The organism is Acidithrix ferrooxidans (assembly GCF_000949295.1).
Taxonomy (GTDB): domain Bacteria; phylum Actinomycetota; class Acidimicrobiia; order Acidimicrobiales; family Acidimicrobiaceae; genus Acidithrix; species Acidithrix ferrooxidans.
In genome coordinates, this window is the sequence record NZ_JXYS01000008.1 from 1 (window position 1) to 22681 (window position 22681).

A 22681-nucleotide genomic window follows, 5' to 3' on the forward strand; every position below is an offset into this window, starting at 1 on the left:
GATGAGCTACAAAGACGCGCTTTGCGTCGCTATAGTGCCCAATCACAGAGCGCGTCTCGTCATACTTGTTCTTGTTCAGTGGCAACGTGGCTAGACGTACCGTGCGCTTCATAATGCTAACCATAGAGTGAGGCTCGGAGATCGGATCATGGAGTTACCTCTTTGGCCACCTCTTGAAGCCGTTCCATAAACCTTTTTGTTTTTATGGTTACGCGATCCATATAGCCAGCCCGAGAAGACGGTTACGATTTCAATGACATCGTTTGTCAGATCTTCTTCAAAGGTTGAATCCTCGCTAGCGTTGATAATGATTACTTCGACTCCAAAATGCTCACAAAGAGACAAAACAAGCTCTGACCCAAAACGAAGCAGTCTGTCCTTATGACTGAGCACCAGCCGCCCAACCTCGCCGGAGCAAATCCAAGAGATAAGCACTTTTAGTCCACGCTTATGGTAGTTGAGTCCTGACCCTACATCGGAGATGATCTCATAGCTCCACCCGTTTGCGGCGCAATAGCTCTCTAGGAGAGCCACCTGGCGAACCAAGTCGTCTTTTTGAGCGTTGGTTGACACGCGGGCATAGGCGATGGTAGCTCTGGTGGATGGAGCTTTATGAGGAACAATAGCACGAAGCTTAGATAGGTCATAACGCCTTCTGCCTCCTTGTGTGCGTATAGGAGGATCGATACGTCCTTCTGCTTGTCATCTCCGTAGCGTCATGGGGTGTACCCCAAGCTCCTGTGCTGGCACCCCAATAGGCACTAACCTCGTCATATAGGCATTATAGTAAACTTCGTTCAAGAGTGCTCAGCTGGAGAGTAGCAGTAGCGAGCCCCATCGACGTTCACAGATGAAAGCACCCGGCAAACCGCATCGAGCTTTATCAAATGTCGCCACTGTTTCGTCAATGTCTCAAAACCACACTTACACCGGCCTAATTTGGCTCATGGGCGTGAAGCAATGAGAGACGAGGTGGATTAATCCATAAGGCAAATCCCATTCGAACCTTTAGTAATACCACACAGACTACGATAGCGTAGTAGAAGTTACAGTTCTAAAATATAAAGTTGATTCAATTGCTCCTGTGAGTGATACCCAATACGAATAAACAGGTCAGATGTTAATTAAGATTCTTCGGCGCGCCGTGCCGCCTTATAAACGCGCTATAGCAATAGTTATAAGTCTCATTGTGATCCAGACCATCGGCAACCTCTACCTGCCAAATCTAAATGCTAACCTAATCAACAATGGCGTAATCACCGGCAATTTGAACTACATCATCAACAGTGGGATTGAGATGATAGTAATCACCCTCGCCCTCGGTGCAATCTCTGTGGTGGCCGTCTATTTCGCCTCTCGAACCGCAATGGGAATCGGGCGCGATTTGAGAGCTATGGTCTTTTCTAAAGTCCAATCGTTCTCACAATATGACATGACCCTCTTTTCTACCGCATCATTGATCACCATGAATACCAACGATATTCAACAGATTCAACTCTTTGGACAGGTTGCCTTGACCATGATGGTAATGGCACCAGTTATGGCAGTCGGTGGGGTAATAATGGCGCTCAGAGAGAACGCCAAGCTCTCTTTAGTGATCGTCGTCGTCGTACCATTGATGGCATTAGTTCTCTATACCATGATCAAATTGGTCGTACCACTCTTTCAGTCGATCCAGGCCAAGATCGACCGTATCAATCAAGTCCTACGTGAGCAGATCACTGGTATTCGAGTTGTACGCGCATTTCTCCAGACCGAGACGGAGAAAGACCGATTCGAAGTTGCAAATGTTACCCTTACCGAAACCTCAATCAAGGTCAACCGCATCTTCGCCATCGCGATGCCAACTCTTATGGCCATTCTGAACCTCTCATCCGTCGCGGTGGTTTGGTTTGGCGGCCACCTTATCTCCAGCGGATCTATGCCAGTTGGAAATCTCGTAGCCTTTATCACATATATCACCCAGATCTTCTTTTCAGTTATGATTGCGGTCTTTGTGGTTTCACTCCTACCGCGAGCGATCGCATGCTCTGAACGAATCGAGGGCGTTCTAAATACCACACCGTCGATTCAAGAACCACAAAATCCCATGGCTCCAACTACAATTACAAAAGCCATCACCTTTGAAGAGGTGAGTTTTGGATACAGTGGCAGCGAAGAACCCATTCTGAAAGATATCTCGCTGAAGATCCTCGGCAATCAAACGACAGCAATTATTGGTGGCACTGGATCCGGAAAGACAACACTACTCAATCTGATCCCAAGATTCTATGACCCAACAGCAGGTAGGGTCATGATCAACGAAGTTGACGTTTCATTGCAAGATCTTGAGACGCTATGGAAAGAGATCTCAATCGTCCCCCAATCTGCATTTTTATTCAGAGGTACAATCGCCGACAATCTACGCTTCGGAAATCAAGATGCCAGCGATCAAGAACTCTACAAAGCGCTAGAGATCGCCCAAGGCCTTGACTTTGTTAGGGCTATGGCCGGAGGGTTAGAGGCTAAGATCGACCAGGGCGGTACCAACGTCTCAGGAGGACAGCGCCAGCGCCTAGCAATAGCCCGAGCACTGGTGAAAACCTCGCCAATCTACCTCTTTGACGACTGTTTTTCAGCACTCGACGCTACCACCGATGCCAATCTTAGAGCGGCCCTAAAGCGTGAGCTTAGTGATGTCACCGTGGTGATTGTCGCCCAACGGGTAAGTACGATCATGCATGCCGACCAGATCATCGTTTTAGACGAAGGTAGAGTCGCCGGCATAGGGAACCACGAAGAGCTCCTCGCTACTTGTCAGGAATACCAGCAGATCGTCGAATCTCAACTAAATCAAGGAGCCCTCAAATGATGCGAGGTGGTCCACAAAACGCCAGACTTCCCATAGGAAAGTCGAAAAATACCAAGGCGACAGCAAAGGCGATGGTCAAACGCTTCAATCCAGAGGCGCATTTTTTAATAGCGGCCCTGATCATTGGTTCGTTTGCAGTCGCCTTCTCAGTGGTTGGCCCTAAATTGCTAGGCGACAGCATTAACGTCATCTTCAATGGAATTGTCGCATCCAACTCCAAGGTTAAAGCCTTGATGTCTCTTTGTCATCAAAACCAGGCCTGTGTCACCCACTATCTAGTAACCCACGGCCAAGCTCATCTAGCTTCAATGCTCTCGGGTATGGCTTTGAGCTCCAATGGCGGCGTCAACTTCCACCAATTACTTACCCTCTCAGGCGAGACCGCTGGTGCCTATGTTTTAGGTTCCGTTCTCAGCTGGATGCAGGGCTTTATCATGGCTGGGGTAGCACAGCGAACGGTAAAAACCATGAGAAGTGACGTAGAGAATAAGCTTGCCAAGCTTCCTCTCTCCTACTTTGACACACATCCCCATGGCGACATTCTCTCTCGGGTCACAAACGATATAGACAACATCTCCACAGTGATCCAACAGGGGCTTAGCCAGCTCTTGACGTCGATTTTGACGATCATAGGAGTCTTGGTGATGATGTTTTGGATCTCCCCCATCCTCGCAGTTGTCTCTTTAATCACGGTACCTTTGGCAATCTTTGGCGCAGGTCAGATTGCAAAGAGGTCACAAAAGCAATTTACCTCACAATGGAAGGAGACCGGCGCTCTAAATGGTCACGTCGAAGAGATGCATACCGGCCACAACTTGGTTAGAACCTTTGGCCGATCTAAGGCCTCAATGAACACCTTCAACTCCATGAATGAGAGGATGTACATTGCAAGTTTCAAGGCCCAATTCCTCTCTGGGATAATACAACCGATGATGCAGTTCTTCTCGAACCTCAACTATGTGACCATCGCTGTAATAGGTGGATATCGAGTAGCAACTGGCGCTATGTCGTTTGGAAACGTCGTCGCCTTTACACAATATGCACGACAATTTACCCAACCAATGACCCAGATAGCCAGTCAGATGAACCTTCTCCAGTCTGGCCTTGCATCAGCTGAACGGGTATTTGAACTTTTAGACGCTCCTCAAGAGGTCGAACTAAAAGATCTAACAACTCTCAACTCGACCATAGCCGGCCATATCAAGATGGATAACGTCTCATTTTGCTACGCAGCCGACAAGCCGCTGATCGACTCCTTTAGCCTCGAGGTTCTACCTGGGCAGACTGTGGCGATCGTTGGCCCTACCGGAGCCGGAAAGACAACTATAGTCAACCTCCTGATGCGCTTTTATGAGATAAATTCGGGATCGATCACCCTAGACGGGATGGACTACTCCAGCCTTTCGAGGGAGAGCGTTAGAAGTTCCTTCGGGATGGTCCTACAAGATACCTGGCTCTTTGGCGGGACAATTTGGGAAAATATTGCTTATGGCCGACAGGGTGCGAGCCACCAAGAGATCGAAGAAGCTGCAAAAGCTGCATTTGCCGATCGATTCATTCGTACTCTAAACCACGGTTATGATACACACCTAGACGGGGAGGCCTCGGGCCTCTCCGAGGGACAAAAGCAACTCCTTACGATAGCCCGAGCCTTCTTGGCGAAACCAACGGTTTTGATCCTTGACGAAGCAACCAGTAGCGTAGATAGCCGAACAGAAGTACTTATACAAGACGCAATGGCTCGACTGCGCCAGGGACGCACAAGCTTCGTGATAGCTCATCGTCTATCAACGATTAGAAACGCAGACATAATTTTAGTGATGGAATCTGGCCGCATTGTCGAAAAGGGTCACCACGAAGAGTTGATCGCATTGCGCGGCGCGTACTTCCGCCTCTACAATAGCCAGTTCACCGAGGCATCAGTCGTTGACATTTAGTCGCCTTGGATGCCTCAAACTCTGATAACTCATGGCGTTACTAACTAGATTTATAAAAAGCTAATGGAGACCGAGCTTGCTGGCAAAAGCAAAGACAGCGATCTTTGCTACCCTCCAACCAGAGTCCACATATAGGCTCCGGTCGTCCATTGTGGTAGTTATTGGTGAAACGACTACATCGAGTTCGATGCTAGAACCAGACTGACTCGCCCACTAGAGTCGCCCACTAGAGGTGTCAGTGGCATCACGGTCTTCTTTTGCCAAACGGTACTCTTTTGCTATTGCGACGTCGCCGCTGGATCAACTCATCGCCAGGAGCAAGAGCCTCAAAACACACCATCAATCTCACTCTTTCGCCTTGATAAGAGGCCCTACAAAGCGAAATCTAATCTACCAAGATGTCAAAGACCCTTAGTGGTCACTCCTAGTCCGCGTTCTGGGTCACAAAACCAATGGCACCTTTTTGCTGTACAAAAGCAACGTAGTTATGAAGTCTTTGCCATCATCGCCTAGGGATAAAGCAAACAAAAATCTTTAGAGTCAGTCATCTTTTGATCAAATTCACCGCGTTAGATCAAAGACTCGAGACCAAATGATTGTTAAAGATGAGTAAAAATCTCCTCTCACGGCGGTTCATGCGAGAGCCGAAATTCATAATAATGTGCATTAAAGCGTTTCAACTTAACAAATCGTAGAGTTTATTAATTAAATGATCAGAAGATACTGAGAAAATCACCCAGTTGATCGTCCGGATAGCAACGATCTTATAGATCTGACCCAAAAGAGATAATCGGCCACTTCCCTGAAACCATAGCGGAAATGGTGCCGTCCATGACACTGCCTTAGCAAAAGTTCACCCCAAGTAAAGATATGCCTATTTGGTCGACCTCCAAATCGATCGCCTAGGTCCATTACTCTCTCGGATTTCGAGTACATTAGATACAAATCAACGAGAAGAAGGCATGGAAAATGGAAGCCATCTTCTCGTGAGCACACGATTTTGACCTGCCAGTACAACTCTGCATATCCGCTACAAGCCACGAAATACTACAATTCGGATCCAGAACACCAAGGCAAAACGGCATAACTCAATTGACCCTGCCAACTTCGGATCACGCTTAGTAACAAGATCAGTGATTATATATCTATTGTTCTAAGGTGATTCTCGCCACCACCTTTGATCGCAATAAAACCTTAAGCTTCAAGTGTTAATATTATTCGGATCAATACGATAACCATTGAAGTTAGAACGTTCATCCATATCTAAATAAGAAAATGAACCTTTGGTGATCCTTTCTGCCATATCTAGTGATGTTGAAGCAAACCGCTTTATATATTTTATTACTAGGGTCATAATAACTAAATAAAGTAAATCAGCGCGCAACATAATTTTTCCTGAAATATGAATAGAAAAGCTGTCGATGGAAACAAAAAATACACAATTCAACTAAGTGCAAGAATTATCACCAAGTCAATGTTTTTATTGAGAGGCTATAAATCTCGGCATAATATCTAATTACAATAGAATTCAACTACTCAAAGATGATTCATTACCACTAGATATCCACTTAACTGACGCTGAACAGCCGATGATCAAAACTCACCGGACTTATTGTCACGCTCCTAGCTCAAAGGAGCCTCGCTAGAGACAATAATTGGTAGACCAGCACCTTTAGGCGGCATAGAAAACTCAGAGTTTGAATAATCGCCAAAAGCTAGAACTGGAATCTACCAAATAATGCAACCATGAGGTAGGATCAGATTTCCTTTTGAAACTAATACCCTACAATCTCCCATTCTGTCGTTCCGACTAACCACAAAGTAAGAGTTGTCAAGGAAAGATCTGCGAGGTTTGACTACCCTATCAGCGCCCTTTAAACGGTTACCACCCATTGAACGGAAGGTGGAAAACAAATGAATAAGATATAAATCTTTTGCAAACTGAATACAGTTCTCATAATTTGATGCTAAATTTTGCACATCTGAGGGGTTCAAAACAGGAGGAACATTGAATAAGAAAGTAGCGATTACGCTCAGCAGCACGGCACTTGCACTTGTGCTTGGCGCTTGTGGATCGACCAGTAGCTCAAGTACTGCGACCACTGCGGCATCGTCGTCAACGAATTGGGCCACAGTCACATCAGCTCAAGCCGGAGGCGGTATGAGCGCTCTAATAGCTGCGGCCAAGAAAGAAGGTTCGCTCAACGTCATAGCACTGCCACCAGGTTGGGCAAACTATGGCGAGTTGATCTCATCCTTTGAGAAGAAGTATGGAATTACTATCACAAGCGAGAACCCAAATGGTTCATCAGCCCAAGAATTAGCAGCTCTAAAAGCGGAAAAAGGAACTTCCAAGGAGCCCGACGTTGTTGACGTAGGACCATCATTTGCACTTCTGGGAGCATCACAGGGTCTCTTTAGCCCATACAAAGTTGCCGAATGGAGCCAGATCCCAAGTAACTCCAAAGATGCAGCGGGAAACTGGTACTACGACTACGGCGGCTACATCTCAATTGGATACAATGCGAGTGCTTTTGGCTCGAATCCCCCAACGAGCTTCGCTAGCCTTCTACAGCCTCAATACAAAGGTGCAGTAGCCCTCGATGGAAATCCAACGAGCGCAGGTGCCGCTTTCGGTGCAGTATATGCTGCTAGTCTCGCAAATGGAGGCTCCCTCTCCAATATCCAGCCTGGACTCAACTACTTCAAGAAGCTCGCTGCTGCCGGCAACTTCGTACCAGTACAGAGCTCCCCTGCTGTCATTGAGAGCGGCCAAATCAAGGTCAACATCGACTGGGACTATCTAAATGCTGCTTATGCAATAGCGACAAAGGGCAAGGTCAACTGGAAAGTATTCGTACCATCTAATGGTCAATACGCCTCTTACTATGCTCAGGCAATCTCGGCTAATGCTCCACACCCAGCTGCTGCTCGCCTCTGGGAAGAGTACCTTTATTCCGCCGCAGGGCAAAACCTCTACCTAAAGGGGCTTGCTCGTCCGATCCTACTTCCAGCCATGCAAACGGCCGGAACTGTCAATTCGACCTATCTGAGCTTGCTGCCTACGGTTACTGGGCAACCTCAGTTCCCAACTGGATCACAGCTCTCTGCAGCCCAAGCACTGGTTGCAAACCAGTGGCCATCAATAACAGGCTAGTTTAGATAACAAGAAGTAGCTAAAGCGAACAAGGAGTGTAGTTGACACTAAACGACGAGCTCCTCGATCGTTCGCCATCTCCAGCAGGTGACGGAACATCAGTTCCCGAACCTGCTGGTCGCATTTTGCGGGGGCGGCGTCGGGGCTGGAAAAATGTAGCAGGCACATTACCATTTATCGCGTATCTTGGGGTTTTCCTAGCAGTACCAGCCGTATCGGTAATTGCCACCGCATTTCAAGACGGTAAGGGAAACCTTACCCTCTCTAACTTCAACGAAGCAATCCATGGTGTATATCTAAAGAGCTTCATAGCGAGTATCCAACTCTCATTTGTCGCGGCACTAGTTGCTGTAGTGGTAGGCCTTCTGGCTGCTTTAGCGGTAAGTTCCACCTCCAACAAAATCGTGCGCTCCCTAGTCACCGCAGGCTCTGGCGTCTTTGCGAATACTGGAGGTGTCCCACTAGCATTCTCATTTGTTGCTACCGTTGGAAACTTTGGTATCGTAACCAAACTCCTACAGTCAGCTGGCTTTGACCTATATTCGCACGGCTTTTCGCTCTATTCGGTAACTGGCTTAGCCATCGTCTACCAATACTTTCTCATCCCTCTAATGATCCTCATTATGCTTCCGCCTATTCAAGCTCTTCGCAAAGAGTGGGTGGATGCTTCGGAATCTTTAGGCGCCTCACGCTCGCAGTTCTGGCGATGGATCGGCATTCCCCTATTGGCACCTCCGATCTTCGCAGCATTTATCGTCCTTTTCACTGATGCTTTTGCAGCATACGCAACCGCTCAAGCCCTGACTTCGGGAACGATTCCATTAGTTCCCATCCAATTGGGCGCACTCATCTCCGGAAACGTCCTAGCCGGACAGACCAACCTTGGGGATGCGCTTGGAGCTGGAATGATTCTCATCGTCGTAATCGCTGGTTTGATCTATGCGACAATTCAAAGGAGGACCTCTAAGTGGTTACGATAGCTCCAGATATCACCTCCAAACCAGGATCAGCCAATAACTCCAGTGACGTGTTACGTCTAGGAAGACCATTTAGATATATTGTTTTGACATTGGTTGGCCTTTTTTTCATCGTGCCAATCGTCTCATCGGCCAGATTCTCATTTCTGGGGAACCATAACAGCTTCACGATCTCGGCATATACTCAACTCTTTGGGACTGCACAATTCTGGAGCACACTTTTTCTGTCAGCAAAGGTGGGGGTTGGAACTGTCTTTCTCACCCTTTTACTTCTGATTCCCACTGTTGTTTGGGTCCATGTCCGCCTTCCAAAGCTGCGCCGTGTCTTTGAAGCTGCATCGCTGCTTCCACTCGTAGTTCCGTCTGTCGTGGTAACTTTGGGGGTCATTACCTCATTTAGGGGGCTTCCCAATATCATCTATGGCACACCGGTAATACTCTCGTTGGAATACGTCGTACTAGCACTGCCATTTAGCTATCGAGCTTTGGATTCTGCAGTACAATCTATCGATCTAAAGACCTTGGTGGAAGCTGGCCAATCATTGGGCTCTGGGTGGATCAAACTTTTACGATATGTTTTACTGCCAAATCTACGGGGTGGGATCATCGGGGCATCGATATTAACCTTTGCCTTCTGTTTGGGTGAATTTGCAGTCGCATCGCTCCTAAGCTTCACCACCTTTCCAGTCTTTTTGGTCCAGGTTGGACAATTGGCTGCAAGCCAAGCCGTAGCACTCTCTTTGCTAGCGCTGTTATTTACCTGGATACCGCTAGCCGTTATCACGATCGTCTTCTCACAGCGTCGCGCCAAACGGAGCACTCCAGTACTAGACGATCTCGAAATTTCATAATGGCAACAGCGCTGGTCATAATTCAAGCCAGCGCTGACAGATCTGAACCAAATTGCTAAGTAAAAGTAAAAGGAATTATCGTTGAAAACGAAGACAAATACCCAAGGTGGACGATACGGTCGCTCAGGACTGCCGGTCGAATTCGATGGAATCGCCCGGAACTTCAAGGACGTGGCGGCCTTAAAATCCTTCAACCTGCATGCTGACCCAGGCGAATTAATCGTCCTTTTGGGCCCTTCCGGATGCGGAAAGACAACAGCACTTAGAGTCCTAGCAGGGCTCGAGATGCCAGATAGCGGACGCGTTACCATTGGCAACCACGACGTTACCTCTCTTCCTGCAGCCAAACGTAATATCGGAATGGTCTTTCAAAGCTACAGCCTCTTTCCAAATATGACAGCAAGAGAAAATGTAGAGTTCGGCCTTCGAGTGCGCGGCCAGAAGCAGAGCGACCGAACTGCTCGATCAAATGAGTTGCTTGAGCTAATCGGTCTCAAAGACCAGGCCGATCGTTACCCTCATCAGCTATCAGGTGGCCAGCAACAACGAGTTGCACTCGCCCGTGCACTTGCAATCAAACCTGAAGTACTTGTATTGGACGAACCGTTATCTGCTCTTGATGCGAAGGTACGGTCGTCTCTTCGAGATGAAATTCGAAGAATTCAACTCGAGTTAGGCATCACAACCTTCTTTGTCACTCACGATCAGGAGGAGGCACTTGCCATCGCTGATCGTATAGCAGTCATGCACCAGGGTCAACTAGAGCAACTCGATACCCCACTCGCGGTCTATACAAATCCTGCCACTGAATTCGTGGCTGAATTTGTCGGCACCGTCAACCGCCTCCCAGGGAAGGTAATCAATTCCAACACGGTCGAGGTTGCTACGGTCGGGCCAATCAACTACGCCTATGACGGAGCCTTTCCATCTGGAAGTCAAGTTGAGGTCCTTGTACGGCCAGAGTCGATTGGTGTTCGAGATGGTGGCGATGATACATGCCGAGTTCTTGCCAAAAGCTTTCTTGGATCAACAATAAAGTTGACACTTTTAGATAAAAGTGACAGATTGATCATCGTTGCAATACCCACCTCTGAAGCTGCACTGGTGGCCAACTCTGAAACAGTCTCCCTTTACTCAAGAGGTGACGCCCTTTTGGTAAAAGATGGCGCCAGGTAGTTATAACAAATCCAACTCCCTAAGAGATCGACCAAACCAGCGATCATGGGTCGCGGTCGATCTCTCCTACTCGTAGCCTTAGATGACCCACGCCAAGGCGACAGACAACTACCTATCGTTTTCCAACAGGCGAAGACAATAGGCCGTAGGCTATCTCACTTTGTGCATTAGATCCAGGGCGCATTAATTTAAAGTACATTTATTTAAACAGTGCGCATCACCGCGATCCTTAGCCAAATCACCCATAAGGCTAACCTTCAGCTCGTATGGGAACCAAGGAGACCAAAATGATCACGAAGAGCTTTTGCAACCCTGTCAAACGGCTAAGACTACCCTCTGGCATCTCAAATTGATAGCAGGAAAGATCTCGACATCAGCCGAGCGCTCATCAAGGCCATATTGCACCTTCGATCTCATATGTCAAGAAAGCTATTCCACAACATGATTTAATCGTCTATTCATCTAAATGTGGGTCTGATCGCACTCAATCGACAAGAAAACGAAATGAACTAGATTCGAACGGCGCTAAAGTATCTCGGTCAATCAATGGGTTTCCTTGATACCATGATCGCAGCACCATGCACCATCCACAGAAGCCATTCGGGTTAGCAATAACACTAGGGACTTCGATGAGTCCATGGGATAAGATTGTAAAGATGATTTGAGCTTCGACACTCTCTCAAACGACCTACCCTTCGTCTAAAGTGACAAGGGGCCGCTGACTCTAAGATATGCAGACTCGCACTTACTAGTCGAACAAGTGACCAACCACAAAATATAGACTGCAACTTTACCAACTGGCAACTTTATCAACTGAGACGGCGTTTCGTTGGACCAGTTCATCAGGGAGCCAATTTACTTCTCTTGGATGCCGAGGTAATATTGTATAGTGGCAGTTGCATTATTGTTCGAGAGCAAAACAACCCAAGTTCTATCTGGAGTCGAATGAATGAATACTAACGAAATCCAAGTCATGTCGATGATGACACAATGATCGTTCTGATCGGCGGCCCAAACTACCGGGAATGTTCGCCAACAGAACGTCGCCAAGCTCGAAATGCAGTAGTCAAACACAGCCTCGGAGGTACGTCCAAAATCAATCAAGCAGCACTTGAGTGGGCGAAGTCCTCGGTGGTTATCAGTCTGTCGGGTGTCGCTATCATAGTGTTCTTTGGTCTATATTTGTTGGCTGTTCAAGGTAATACTCGTGGTGTGGAACTCCTCATTGTAGGAGTGATCAATCTGGCATTCACTGGTCTCTACCTTAGGAATCTGAAACTATTTCGTCGGATCGTTGCACCTCAACAGTGATTCTTTGTCACAGCTTTATCGGCAACCATTTTCGGCTCTCCTAACATAGATGTGGATCAACCACCCGCCAAATGATCCCAATTTGACTGGGCGCCTCAAAGTCTCAGACCTCCGGTAGTTGGGCCGCAATCCCTGTTTTGAACAGGGTTTCTTTTATGTTAGGAATTGCATAAGTCGTTCAATAGTGCTATGATAAGGAGATGAGAAAACGCCGAGAACAAATCGAATTGCTTCCGGGTATGCCTGCGCCATTCAAGCTCACTAAGACGATGGTAAACGGCGAGATGGTGGTGAGCTGGGGGCCTCGGGCAGTTTTCGTCTACGATCCAGCGGACCTAGGAATGCGAAACTTGGCCATCGTGGCACTTACTTCGGCAGGAGCCTCGGGCTTAGAGGTGGCTGCTCTCTTTGAGTTGCGACCCGAATACATCTCGAGATTGCGCGGCAGAGCATCCAAGGGCGGTTCCGCCGCTTTGGTCCCACCTATGGGACGACCCCGGCTTCTCAGTGATGAGGCGATTGCTCAGGCCTATGCCATGGCGGATGCAAACCGTCCAGGGACCGAGATCGCCGCTGCAATTTCGGTCTCGACCGCCACTGTGAGCCGTCTTCTGGCACGGCGAGTTCGCCCTGAGTCCGAACAACTACGCCTCAGTCCGTCATTGATGGGGTTGAAAAGCCCGATCAAGCAAACATAGAAGTCGAATCCGCCATAGTAAAGCCCGATCTTGGAAACAGTAGCGACACCGACAATCTAGTAGTTACCCGCATCAGCGATGGGATCCGCCAAAGTGCCTATGCAGGGGCGATTGCTTTTGCATGGCCTTTTTTGATCGAGTGGGTGCCAGTGCTGTGTTCGNTGTGNTNNNATACANNTNNGGCACGCNGCCNACGACGTGAGCGCCACGTTGCTTGTTGCAACCTTTGGATTCGCACTTGGTGCATCGTCACTAGAGGGAACCAAGCACCTATTGGACACTGACGCCGGAGCACTGGTCGGCTTGGAACGCTTTCCTCATCTTCGAACCCTGCGCCCCCGGCTCGCTGGCCTTGCCGATGAAAAAAAAAAGATTGATCCTCTTAGNGTACAAGTAGCTCTAGCCAAGGCAATGCTAGAGGCCGACGATAGCGCTCCGGAAGTGTTCTTTGTTGACGATCACTTCGTTGCCTATACCGGGTCTGCTCCACTGGCTAAAGGTTGGAATACCCGCCGACGACGCGGCGAGCCAGGTAGGAACGACACGTTAATCGTCGATGAGAATTGGCGGGCCATCTGTTTTTCATCTGGAGCACCGTCGTCGCTCTCCAAAACCATGTGGGGTCCTCTTGAACAGCTACGGGTCATCTGTGGGGACCGCCCGGTGATGGTCGGCTTTGACCGGGGTGGTGCCTACCCCAAGGTCTTTGCCGAGTTGAACAAGGCCGGCTTCGACTGGGTCACCTATCGCCGTGCCCCTCTTGAGGTACCTAGTGTTTTACCTAAACACTCATGGGTAACCATAGATGGATATCGACACTACATCCAAGTAGCATCAGAGACTCTTCATCTAGAAGATGTCGGAGCGCTCCGCCAGATCAGCATCTATGAGGATGGTCAGGTGGCATTGCAGATCCTCACCTCTGATTTGGTGAGCAGTGCTGCTCGCCTAGCACACACCCTGAGATCGCGGTGGCGCATCGAAAACAGCTTCAAGTACTTACAAGACCACCACGGCATTGGTTGGTTGTGTGACTATCGCATGGATCGCCGCCCTAATGTAGCCAAGGTAACCAATCCCATGCGCACTCAAGCCCATAACGCACTCAAGAGCGCTGAATTAGCTGTTGCAGAGCTTGAGAGATCTATTGGAAGAAACGCTACTACCCAAACTGTCGACATCAAAGAGAAAAACAACACTCTTGATAGTCTCTCGCGTCAACTCGAGGTGGCACGTGTGGCCTTCGAGGAAGCAAGAGTTGCACTCAAAGCTATCCCCGCCAAGATCCCCGCTACCGATATCGATCCCAATGCCACTAGAGCTTGGCCTGTCACCAATCGCCGGGCCTTACAGATGGTCTGTAGATTGCTCGCTTACAACGCAGAACTTGACTTGGCTCGAACGCTCAACAACTATCTCTGTGATCTAAATGAGTACCGGAGCATTACTCGTAACTTGCTTCATCAGCCCGGTGAGATCCGCTATAGCCCAAGAGCAATTACCGTTACCATTCGTCAGCCTGATGCTCCCCGCATCAATCGAGCCCTTAGTCTGCTCATAGAACAACTCAACGCTAACCCACCGCGCCTTAGCGGTGACAACCGACCAATTACTTATCAGATCGAGCCAAAATCTTGACATTGATGTAATTCGCTATTACCGGAGGTTTGAGGCTTGGAGGTGGACGCCGCTGGGGTCTTGCTGGCTTCACTCGGTGGAGAACTGCAGTTCGTAGCCTCCTCGAGCGAATCGATGCGCGTGCTTGAGCTCTTCCAGATCCAAACGAATGAAGGTCCGTGCATGGACTGCTACCGGAGCGGTTTAGCCGTAGTGAATGTGGCCCTCAGCGAGGCGAACGGACGTTGGCCGCTCTTTGCACCGCGAGCAATCAAGCACGGCTTCCACTCGGTGCACAGCCTTCCCCTGCGACTGCGGGGACGTACCATTGGCGCTCTCAATCTCTTTCGAACATTGCAGGGACCGATGGAAGACGGAGACATTGCCGTCGCGCAAGGCCTCGCTCACGTGGCGACCATCGCCATCCTTCAACACCGCGCGATGCTCGATGCCACCTCGCTCAATGAGCAACTCGATCACGCTCTCACCAGTCGCATAGTCATCGAACAAGCGAAGGGCATCATTGCCGAAGCGACGCAGTGCAGAATGGACCAAGCGTTTGGGCGACTCCGTGCTCATTCACGCAATCACAACGAAGGTATCACTTTGGTCGTCTCGGCCATCGTGGCGGGAACGCTTCAAGCGAATGATTTGGACAATCCGACGTAACGAAGTTCGGGGTACTGTGGAGAGTTCGCAAGATGTTTCGCATCACGGTAATCGTCAGTGTACTTGCTGGAAGTGACAATTATATATCTCAGCTACTGGGTCGAGGGCTAGCTTGTATCGAGCCCGCATAGCCCTATCTTTCATAGGAGGAATACCGAAAGGCCTCGTTTTGCTGCTTTTCTTAGCTATATATAACCGGCGAAGTGGCAGATGCTGATAGCCCCGGTGCGTCACCTGTGTTATGGCATCTGCCTTTGATTTGGGTGTTGACCAGATTATCTTGTCCACACCCGGGGTTTTATTGCCTTTATTTGTTGTCACTCATTTAGCAACAAGTGCCTTGCTGCTAAATGAGTGAGTGAGGAATCAGATGTTGAAGGACTTTCACCTTGTTCCATCTGCCTTGGAAAGTGTTGCCTTTACGACGTAGGCTTCGTCAGTAGGGCCACACTGTGGCGTTAGCCATTTTCATTTGCCTTCCTAGCCTATGAGGTTCTACGGCCCATCTCGCAACTCTGCCTATTTCACAACTGCGACCAAGGAGAAGTCTGCTTGGCTTTGCACCTGGTAATCTCTCAACAGGTAATGTCTCAAGGTGTATCCGTCTCATTACAAGAGCGCGTTTCGCGCTTTCTCTCCAATCCTTGTGCCCCCATCCCCATCGGCCTTCCTTAGCTTTGGCTTGCCCAATTGCTTGGGCTGGGATACGGGCTTAGAAATGTTCCGCCGAAATAACATACGTTGGGGTTAGGGCCTGCCTTTTCACCGGAGGGAATTGTTGTCAGCGCGCATCCAATCTCCAATGATGCGACCGTCGCAGGTACCTTTTGGTCCAAGCCCATCAGCAACTTTGGCTTGTTTGCAATAACGATCTTTAACCAGCAGTTCACAAATGTTGCTCATACCCAGCTAGGCCTACCTCCGTGCCGCCTACCTCCGTGCCGCCTACCTCCGTGCTGTCTGGCCCGTGCTGTCTGGCCCGTGCTGTCTGGCCCGTGCTGTCTGGCCCGTGCTGTCTGGCCCGTGCTGTCTGGCCCGTGCTGTCTGGCCCTTTAGGGCCTTGTGGTTGAAAGTGTTGGCTTCTCCTCACGGATTTGGCCTATTAGATTTCCCGCGGGTACTTTTCCGACCGCTCCACACCAGAGAATTACTCCTCTCGCATGTGTCGGTGGGCTTTGCCAGCTGAATGACAAGTTCCTCCTTTTGGAACAGTTTTACCAGGCAACTACATTTCGCACCTATTTATTGATGCAAGAATCAAAGAGGTCTCTAAGCCCAAGTTTCTCAGCAAGCGCGATAAGGAAGTATTAATCCACCATTGGAAACTGCGTTCGAATCGTCAAAGGTGGCCTTCAAACGGTCTAAGCTACTAGTAGATGCTTGCATCTAAAAGGTGCTACTTGAACTGGTTGTTTTTAGTCTATTTTAACCTAAAGTTTACCAGTTCAAGCAGCACCTTTTCCACGCCAAAATCAAAGTCGATTGCCTAAATTTTCGGTGTCTCCAGGATTACCGCCAAAGGAAGGTTTGAGGTCAGGCAACTTTGAAGCATTTACTCGCGAAACTAATCTCATCGAGCCGTCGAGTCATTGCTACTGAGGTCTCCGTTGTCGTTGTCATCATTGCGGCAATCGGAGTGAGTCTCAGCTTCGGTGGCTCGGCACGGATTCCACCACCGAGTCGGACTACCACGACGAAGTCGTTACCCACGACAACGGCAGTTCCGCCTACTACTACTAGTACTACAACGACGATGCCACCAACTACGACAACGCCGTTAGCCGAACCAGGAGGTGGCCTGACCTTGTTCCCAGGAAAGCGCATCGTTGCCTTCTACGGTGCTCCCGGCGGTGGGGTGCTTGGAGTGCTCGGGCAGACCTCGCCAGAAGTTGCGTGGACGGCTCTCGCACAACAGGCAGCGCCATACGCACAGCCGGGAGTACAAGTGATACCGGCCTTTGAATTGATTACCTATGTGGCCCAACATGCCCCCGGCCCCGGTGGGACCTACTCTCAGGAAATCTCTCCTCAGGCTATTCAGCAGTACCTCGACGTTGTCCAGGCACACGATGGACTTTTGATCCTAGATATTCAACCCGGTCGCGGGGGATTCTTGGCCGATGCAAAGACGCTTGCCCCATTCCTAAAGCTACCTGACGTCGCGTTAGCTCTGGACCCAGAGTGGGAAGTAAACAATACACAAGTGCCCGGTCAGGTTATTGGTCATACGACGGCAACTGAAATCAACCAGGTTGCAAGTTGGCTACAGTCCCTCACGACCGCCTATAATTTACCGCAAAAGCTGCTCCTTATTCATCAGTTCACGCAGACCATGGTACAGAACAAGCAGGATGTACAACCGCAGGCCAACGTGCAGATTGTCTTCAACATGGATGGATTTGGGAATTGGCCCGTGAAGGTCTCGAGTTATCATCTTTTGGCATCTGACCCGCGTTTCGGTCTTGGTATAAAGCTCTTCTACCAACAAGACAAACCGTTGCATCCTCCATCCGACGTTCTTGCTCTCGTCCCTCAACCCGATGTCATTGAGTACCAGTAAGTTCGATCCACCTTATGTGAAGTAAACGATTATGCGAAGTTGAAGGACATACCCGCATTTCTCAGTGTACCTACGGGTGCACTAGCTTCGCGTAACCGGGTATCAGTTCCTCAAGAACATGTCAAGAAGGCAAGGATATCGGCATAGTCCTTCCATCCGGGCAAATCTAGCGAGATCATGTTGGGACACGCCTTTTCGAGCGCTTCGCATTTAAACTCGGTATCGGCTCGGGCATAAATCTCGGTAGTGAAAATATCTACATGTCCCATGCGATCACAGATGTAGATCAAGTTCACTCCTGCTCAGAGCAAGTGCATTGCCTTAGTATGACGAAAAACATGGGGCATTATAGCTTCCGAAACGATTGGTTGCACCAATCGTTTCGGAAGCTGCGTATTTGTCGAGAATATAAGCCATCGCTACTCGAACTGCCATCGCCTCTTCATGTCGGATCCCCCTATCATTGTTCACGACGGGGGCGGCAAACAGGTCAACCGTTTACCTTAATTCTGTAAATCACTATTTTTCAGAGCAGTATTCACTTCGCTGGTTTTGCGTACCAGGCGGCGGGGATTAGGGCAGGACCGAAAACCATAGCGGCGGTAGAATAGCATCGCCGCATCATCGATGGCATCGACAACTATAAACCGTGCCGCAGCTCTAGTGGATGCGTCCACAGCCCTCTCCAGTGAATCAAAAAGAACTGACCACCCAGCTCCTGACCTTGAAGGGAGTGATCTAAAGCCAGTGGAGCCAACAAGATCGCTGGGATTACCTAGGACGAACCGTGTGCGATTCCCTTCGGTGCCTCGACTCGACGCAGGAGATGGGCAGCCAAAGTGAAGTAGCCGACAACCACCGAAGATGTCGGATCGACCCACACAAAGGTTCGTCCGCTGTTGGTGGCCTCGGCATGACGGGCGAACCGTCGGAGCCAATCATCGAGAGCCGAACTTCCACAATCAAAAACATCGAGTTTATGATCAGCCGAAAGGTGCTCCGACTGGTATTGGATCACCTTCGGATAAAGTAGCGAGGATGGCTTGTAAGCTCATGTAGAGCACTTGGCACTTCGTCAGGAGCATCGAGTGCTGCAATAAGACTGTCAAAGAAGTCCGCGGGTATGAGTGTCTCCCGTTCAATAACAAGCTCCTCCTCCTCTGCTGCCCTTGTCGCTGCTTGCACAACGAAACTGGTCACTGACTCACCCCGAGCTACTGCAGCTCGGCGAATCAGTTCCGCTCCTCTGACGAGACTCGCATCTCCATCCGTTCCATAAATGCCATACCGTATAGCATACGGCACCTTTTTAGCCTGCTGATATTGTTGCGGCAGAATCCGCTAATAACTAACCATGAAATACATCGAGAAACCTCCGCAGGCATAAATGACCTTGCCGATAGCCGGATTCCCACTATCGCTATGCACTTGGTTAGGCAGAATCCCCACATGACGCATCCAGGGAAGAAGATGGCCAAAGGTGAGGGATAGATTGGCAACTCTGCACCAAGACGAGTCTTTCTTCTTGGATCCGGCTTTTCAAAAGCAATTTCTAATCTAATGCCTGATACAAATGAATTGGGATGATTGCTTGCGGAAAACCTGGAGATACCGTCGAATTTTACGCGCGGAACCTTCGAGGACTGGCTATCGCGACTTGTTGAGTTTCAGCCAGATGTGCCACATGCAGATAACTTTCAACGCCAAAACTACTTTCACCAGATAGTCGAGACCATCGGCATCCCACTCAAGGAAAACAAAATGAGGTTGTCGTCAGGAGGGAGCTTTACAATCGTGGTTGTCCCGATTCGTTGTCCTTAAGCGCTTCTGGCAATCAACCTTGATTTCGTTCACAGTCAGGAACGCAGCAACTGACATCGTTGGACGCAGGCCTATTAGGCAACTACAAGCCTCCAATTAGAGCTAGACCACGTTAAAAACTGAAGAGCCATAAATGAGATCTCGGCCTTGCGGGCAGACGTAGGAAACCTAGAGGTGAAGCATAATCTCGACTCTTTTCTCAACTAGTGCTCCCACGTGGAGACAGATTTCTCCATGGTCAAAAGCATCTGAATCGGTTGGGATCAAACTCTTAGCTACCACACATGGGACGACCCCGAATGTACAAGTCAAGATCCCGGAATCGAGATTGGTTGCACACAAAGTGGGTCTATCAACAAAGAGACAGTGAATACAACGATCTGGGCTGTGAATAGGCAGATAGGGGTAGCTACGGGTAATACGTATTTTGCGATCTGGCAGTGCTACGCCGGGGAAATTAGTGCAGAACAAGAGAGAGACTCCTTGTTGCTCCCTGTGAGTGATGATACTACCTGTGTAACGGCTCGTATCGCCTGTTTTGCACTGACCTGAGCTGGGAAAGGACAAGGTTCAACAGGTATTGGGACCGGTATTTCCCTGTTGCCATTTTGACAGAGAACGGATCGTTCGTACTAGCATCGTTCATCTACCAGGAGTCCTACCATTTGTCTTCGATGCGTCAGGTCTTAAGCGAATTGGATGCTCTGGAGATAAATAGGGACGAGCCACTTCCCTCCACGGGCGACTGAAGGCATGACTATCGCACCGGGAACACCAATGGACGCATTGGCATCTATCGGGCATCAGGAGAAAGCGGCACCAAAACTTTGACGCCATAACGACGCAATAGGCCGCCTGGTTACAGGGATCCCGGTCAAACAGACCCTTTGGTCAAAATTTTCTACCTCAACCCATGGATCAGCCAAAACGCAACTTTTCCCAATAGAGCCAAACATCCCAAACTAGCCACTTTATGTCAGCCAAATGTCATCCAAAATGACGGCCACTGCCCTTGGACTCCTTTGTCTTACGACGAAGCTGCCGCCTAAGTTGGAGGATACGAACTGAACCCAACGCTAGCGTCATCAACACGCCCAGGATAACTGAGCCAAGGATTGCCACCGAGAGCGGGAGTGTGCCAGAAAAGGTGAGAATGCTCACCTTCACGTCCTTAGGATTCTGAAAGACAAACACCAAGATAACCACCAAGACGACCAGTGCGGGGAGTAATCGTACCCACGCCCTCGACGCTCGAGTCGACAAGATAACCTCGGAAATAGGAGTTACGTGTGAACTAGGCTCAACTACATCCTGGCTTTGGACAACTTGTTGCTCTGGCTCAACTGCAGGTATGTCATCCTCATGATCTGATTGGTTTCCCATCAAAAGCCCCCAATCTGCCCCTAAGGCGAGACGCATCAAACCAAAAGAGCCTCTGCGACCGTTCTTGCGGACGAACGACATTTACACTCCTCATTATACGGCATGGATGACCCGATCAATGAGGTTGTCCCTATCTTTTGATGATTGACAGCAGCCCACTTTTACCACGTGAACCTCCCCGCCCTTACGGACGGGGCTTCTGGCTCCGCCCTTTGGTTGGGGTTACCAAGCATCGCTCCCGTCACGCCACCACGACCAACTGGTCTGGTACCGATGAATCGGTACTGGTGGATGAGTTTGCTAGCTTCGGCTTGCTAATCTGAGTTGCCTCAGACAAGGCCCGGTTCTGGGCACTACTTCGGGCTCTGGCCTTGCGGCACTGCACCTTGGGGTGTGCTTCACGTTGATCAAGTGACCAGCGCTCGACAGCCCGGAGATACGTGACTCGGACTTTTATGTCCGGTCCAATTGGAGTGTATTCCCCGCATAACGCCTTCTGGAGGATATTGATCGCTCCTACAGCGTCTCGATGACAAGTAAAACCACAAATAGGGTTCTTGCATCGGTAGGGCCGACCTGATGGTCGATTGCGTGTCAAGCACGCTGGACAGGTCTTGGTTGAACCTGATTCGTTCAGGAAATCTAGGTCTAATCCGGTCTTGTCTTTGAGGTAGCGTTCCTGTCGACCCCTTGACCACTGGGAGAGTTGTTGACGACCGTGGCGGCCCATGCGCCGCTTGGACTTGGTCTCCTTCTCGATGCCCCTCACGTCACCAACTATAACTCTGGCGGTGTTGTGGCTAATGACGTGATTGGCCGCCTTGTTGGAAACCTGATGATCAAAGTCACGAAGCGATAGCTTTGCTTTGGAGTTGATCTTCTTCTTCGCAGTTACCAGCCTTTTATGCTTCTTAGATCCATTCTTGCACTTGCTGATCTTGTGCTGTAGTTGACCGACGGCCTTGTTTCTTTGTCGTTTGATAGCTGGAGCTTCGCGTCCATTGATAATCGTTACGTCTATGGTCTTGTCATCTACCCAAGTAGCTAGCGCCATAGAGTTGATGATTCCTTCGTCGATGGCACTCAAAGCATCACCCACCGAGACTTCTCGGAGAGTCTCATAAGGGATATGCAGACTGAATCGTCTTTTATCTCGATCCCAGCACAGTTGAATCTCACCCCATAGCCCAGGGTCAACCTCTTCGCCAGTTGCAGAATCTAAAACGGTGGGAATAGAAAGATCTATACGCGGACGGCCCCTACCTAGTGACAGGTGGAGTTGACCTTTGGAGATACGCCAGCCAGAGTTCTTCGAGAACGATAGAGGCCGGTAGTTCTTCTTACGCCAAGGAGATCGGATCTTCATACCCTGCATGCGGTTTACCCTAGCTGTGGTTATGGCCTCTGAGAGATCGTGAGCGATTGTCTAAAGTGGTATGGGCGTGTAATGGACGGTCTTGGCGAGGTATCGAGTTGAGAAACCCTTGAATGTCGTACTTATTAGGAGAGCGCTTGGCTTTCCATTCGCCATGGACCCAATTGACCGCTTGGTTCCATAACAATGCTGCCCTATGGCACGAGTCATGGGCTAGACGATAAGAGGCCCCTGTCAGAGTGACGGACACGATAGCTGTTGTATACTCTGCGCTTTTACTAGCCATTTGATAACTAAT

The 22681-nt window shown here is 49.4% G+C and carries 18 protein-coding genes and 1 pseudogene; 12 read left to right on the forward strand and 7 right to left on the reverse strand.

All coding sequences use genetic code 11. From position 1 onward, the window contains the following. Positions 1 to 146: 146 nt before the first annotated feature. Positions 147 to 774, reverse strand: a pseudogene (locus AXFE_RS01870) (IS607 family transposase). A gap of 343 nt (positions 775 to 1117) precedes the next feature. Here AXFE_RS01870 and AXFE_RS01875 point away from each other — a divergent pair. The 10 genes from AXFE_RS01875 to AXFE_RS01920 all read left to right on the forward strand — a co-directional run bounded on the left by AXFE_RS01875 (position 1118) and on the right by AXFE_RS01920 (position 15244). Further along, positions 1118 to 2851: an ABC transporter ATP-binding protein gene (locus AXFE_RS01875; RefSeq protein WP_052604202.1), complete on the forward strand. Its 1734-nt coding sequence runs from the start codon at positions 1118 to 1120 to the stop codon at positions 2849 to 2851. Continuing rightward, complete coding sequence (locus AXFE_RS01880) at positions 2848 to 4788, forward strand: ABC transporter ATP-binding protein (protein WP_052604203.1); 1941 nt, start codon at positions 2848 to 2850, stop codon at positions 4786 to 4788. Before AXFE_RS01875 ends, AXFE_RS01880 begins: the two co-directional genes overlap by 4 nt. A gap of 2008 nt (positions 4789 to 6796) precedes the next feature. After that, positions 6797 to 7945: an extracellular solute-binding protein gene (locus AXFE_RS01885; RefSeq protein ID WP_052604204.1), complete on the forward strand. Its 1149-nt coding sequence runs from the start codon at positions 6797 to 6799 to the stop codon at positions 7943 to 7945. Positions 7946 to 7986: 41 nt separating this feature from the next. Next, the gene (locus AXFE_RS01890; protein WP_082058398.1) at positions 7987 to 8925 is read left to right on the forward strand and encodes an ABC transporter permease; all 939 of its coding nucleotides are present in this window, start codon (positions 7987 to 7989) and stop codon (positions 8923 to 8925) included. Continuing rightward, entirely contained in the window at positions 8913 to 9773 is an 861-nt protein-coding gene (locus tag AXFE_RS01895; protein WP_052604205.1) for an ABC transporter permease, read from the forward strand. Before AXFE_RS01890 ends, AXFE_RS01895 begins: the two co-directional genes overlap by 13 nt. Before the next feature lie 81 nt (positions 9774 to 9854). Continuing rightward, on the forward strand, positions 9855 to 10949 hold the full coding sequence (locus AXFE_RS01900; protein WP_200891160.1) for an ABC transporter ATP-binding protein: 1095 nt from the start codon (positions 9855 to 9857) through the stop codon (positions 10947 to 10949). Between the two features lie 990 nt (positions 10950 to 11939). Next, complete coding sequence (locus AXFE_RS01905; protein ID WP_052604206.1) at positions 11940 to 12260, forward strand: hypothetical protein; 321 nt, start codon at positions 11940 to 11942, stop codon at positions 12258 to 12260. Positions 12261 to 12460: 200 nt separating this feature from the next. Next, positions 12461 to 12958, forward strand: a complete 498-nt coding sequence (locus AXFE_RS01910) for a COG3415 family protein (RefSeq protein ID WP_052604207.1) — start codon at positions 12461 to 12463, stop codon at positions 12956 to 12958. A gap of 411 nt (positions 12959 to 13369) precedes the next feature. Further along, complete coding sequence (locus AXFE_RS21235; protein ID WP_455423326.1) at positions 13370 to 14596, forward strand: putative transposase; 1227 nt, start codon at positions 13370 to 13372, stop codon at positions 14594 to 14596. Between the two features lie 42 nt (positions 14597 to 14638). Beyond that, positions 14639 to 15244: a GAF and ANTAR domain-containing protein gene (locus AXFE_RS01920; protein WP_268749138.1), complete on the forward strand. Its 606-nt coding sequence runs from the start codon at positions 14639 to 14641 to the stop codon at positions 15242 to 15244. 1533 nt (positions 15245 to 16777) lie between these two features. Here the strand turns inward: AXFE_RS01920 and AXFE_RS01925 are convergent. Continuing rightward, positions 16778 to 17068 carry a hypothetical protein gene (locus AXFE_RS01925; RefSeq protein WP_052604210.1) on the reverse strand — a complete coding sequence of 97 codons (291 nt, stop codon included), beginning with the start codon at positions 17066 to 17068 and terminating at the stop codon, positions 16778 to 16780. Here AXFE_RS01925 and AXFE_RS01930 point away from each other — a divergent pair. Beyond that, positions 17049 to 17804: a hypothetical protein gene (locus tag AXFE_RS01930; protein ID WP_052604211.1), complete on the forward strand. Its 756-nt coding sequence runs from the start codon at positions 17049 to 17051 to the stop codon at positions 17802 to 17804. The two genes, AXFE_RS01925 and AXFE_RS01930, sit on opposite strands and share 20 nt — an antisense overlap. Before the next feature lie 775 nt (positions 17805 to 18579). Here the strand turns inward: AXFE_RS01930 and AXFE_RS01940 are convergent. Both AXFE_RS01940 and AXFE_RS01945 read right to left on the reverse strand, forming a co-directional pair. Next, entirely contained in the window at positions 18580 to 18822 is a 243-nt protein-coding gene (locus tag AXFE_RS01940; RefSeq protein ID WP_052604213.1) for a hypothetical protein, read from the reverse strand. Further along, complete coding sequence (locus AXFE_RS01945) at positions 18819 to 19109, reverse strand: type II toxin -antitoxin system TacA 1-like antitoxin (RefSeq protein WP_052604214.1); 291 nt, start codon at positions 19107 to 19109, stop codon at positions 18819 to 18821. Before AXFE_RS01945 ends, AXFE_RS01940 begins: the two co-directional genes overlap by 4 nt. 882 nt (positions 19110 to 19991) lie before the next feature. On the opposite strand from AXFE_RS01945, the gene AXFE_RS18960 reads away from it, so the two are divergent. Next, the gene (locus AXFE_RS18960) at positions 19992 to 20177 is read left to right on the forward strand and encodes a hypothetical protein (protein WP_152625801.1); all 186 of its coding nucleotides are present in this window, start codon (positions 19992 to 19994) and stop codon (positions 20175 to 20177) included. 435 nt (positions 20178 to 20612) lie between these two features. Here the strand turns inward: AXFE_RS18960 and AXFE_RS01955 are convergent, their stop codons facing one another. From AXFE_RS01955 to AXFE_RS18965, 3 genes are all read right to left on the reverse strand, one after another. Next, positions 20613 to 21089 carry a LapA family protein gene (locus AXFE_RS01955; RefSeq protein WP_052604216.1) on the reverse strand — a complete coding sequence of 159 codons (477 nt, stop codon included), beginning with the start codon at positions 21087 to 21089 and terminating at the stop codon, positions 20613 to 20615. Positions 21090 to 21249: 160 nt separating this feature from the next. Next, the gene (locus AXFE_RS01960; RefSeq protein WP_052604217.1) at positions 21250 to 22383 is read right to left on the reverse strand and encodes a zinc ribbon domain-containing protein; all 1134 of its coding nucleotides are present in this window, start codon (positions 22381 to 22383) and stop codon (positions 21250 to 21252) included. A gap of 10 nt (positions 22384 to 22393) precedes the next feature. Further along, a partial coding sequence (locus AXFE_RS18965) for a hypothetical protein (protein WP_235347515.1) occupies positions 22394 to 22681 on the reverse strand: 288 nt, incomplete at its 5' end.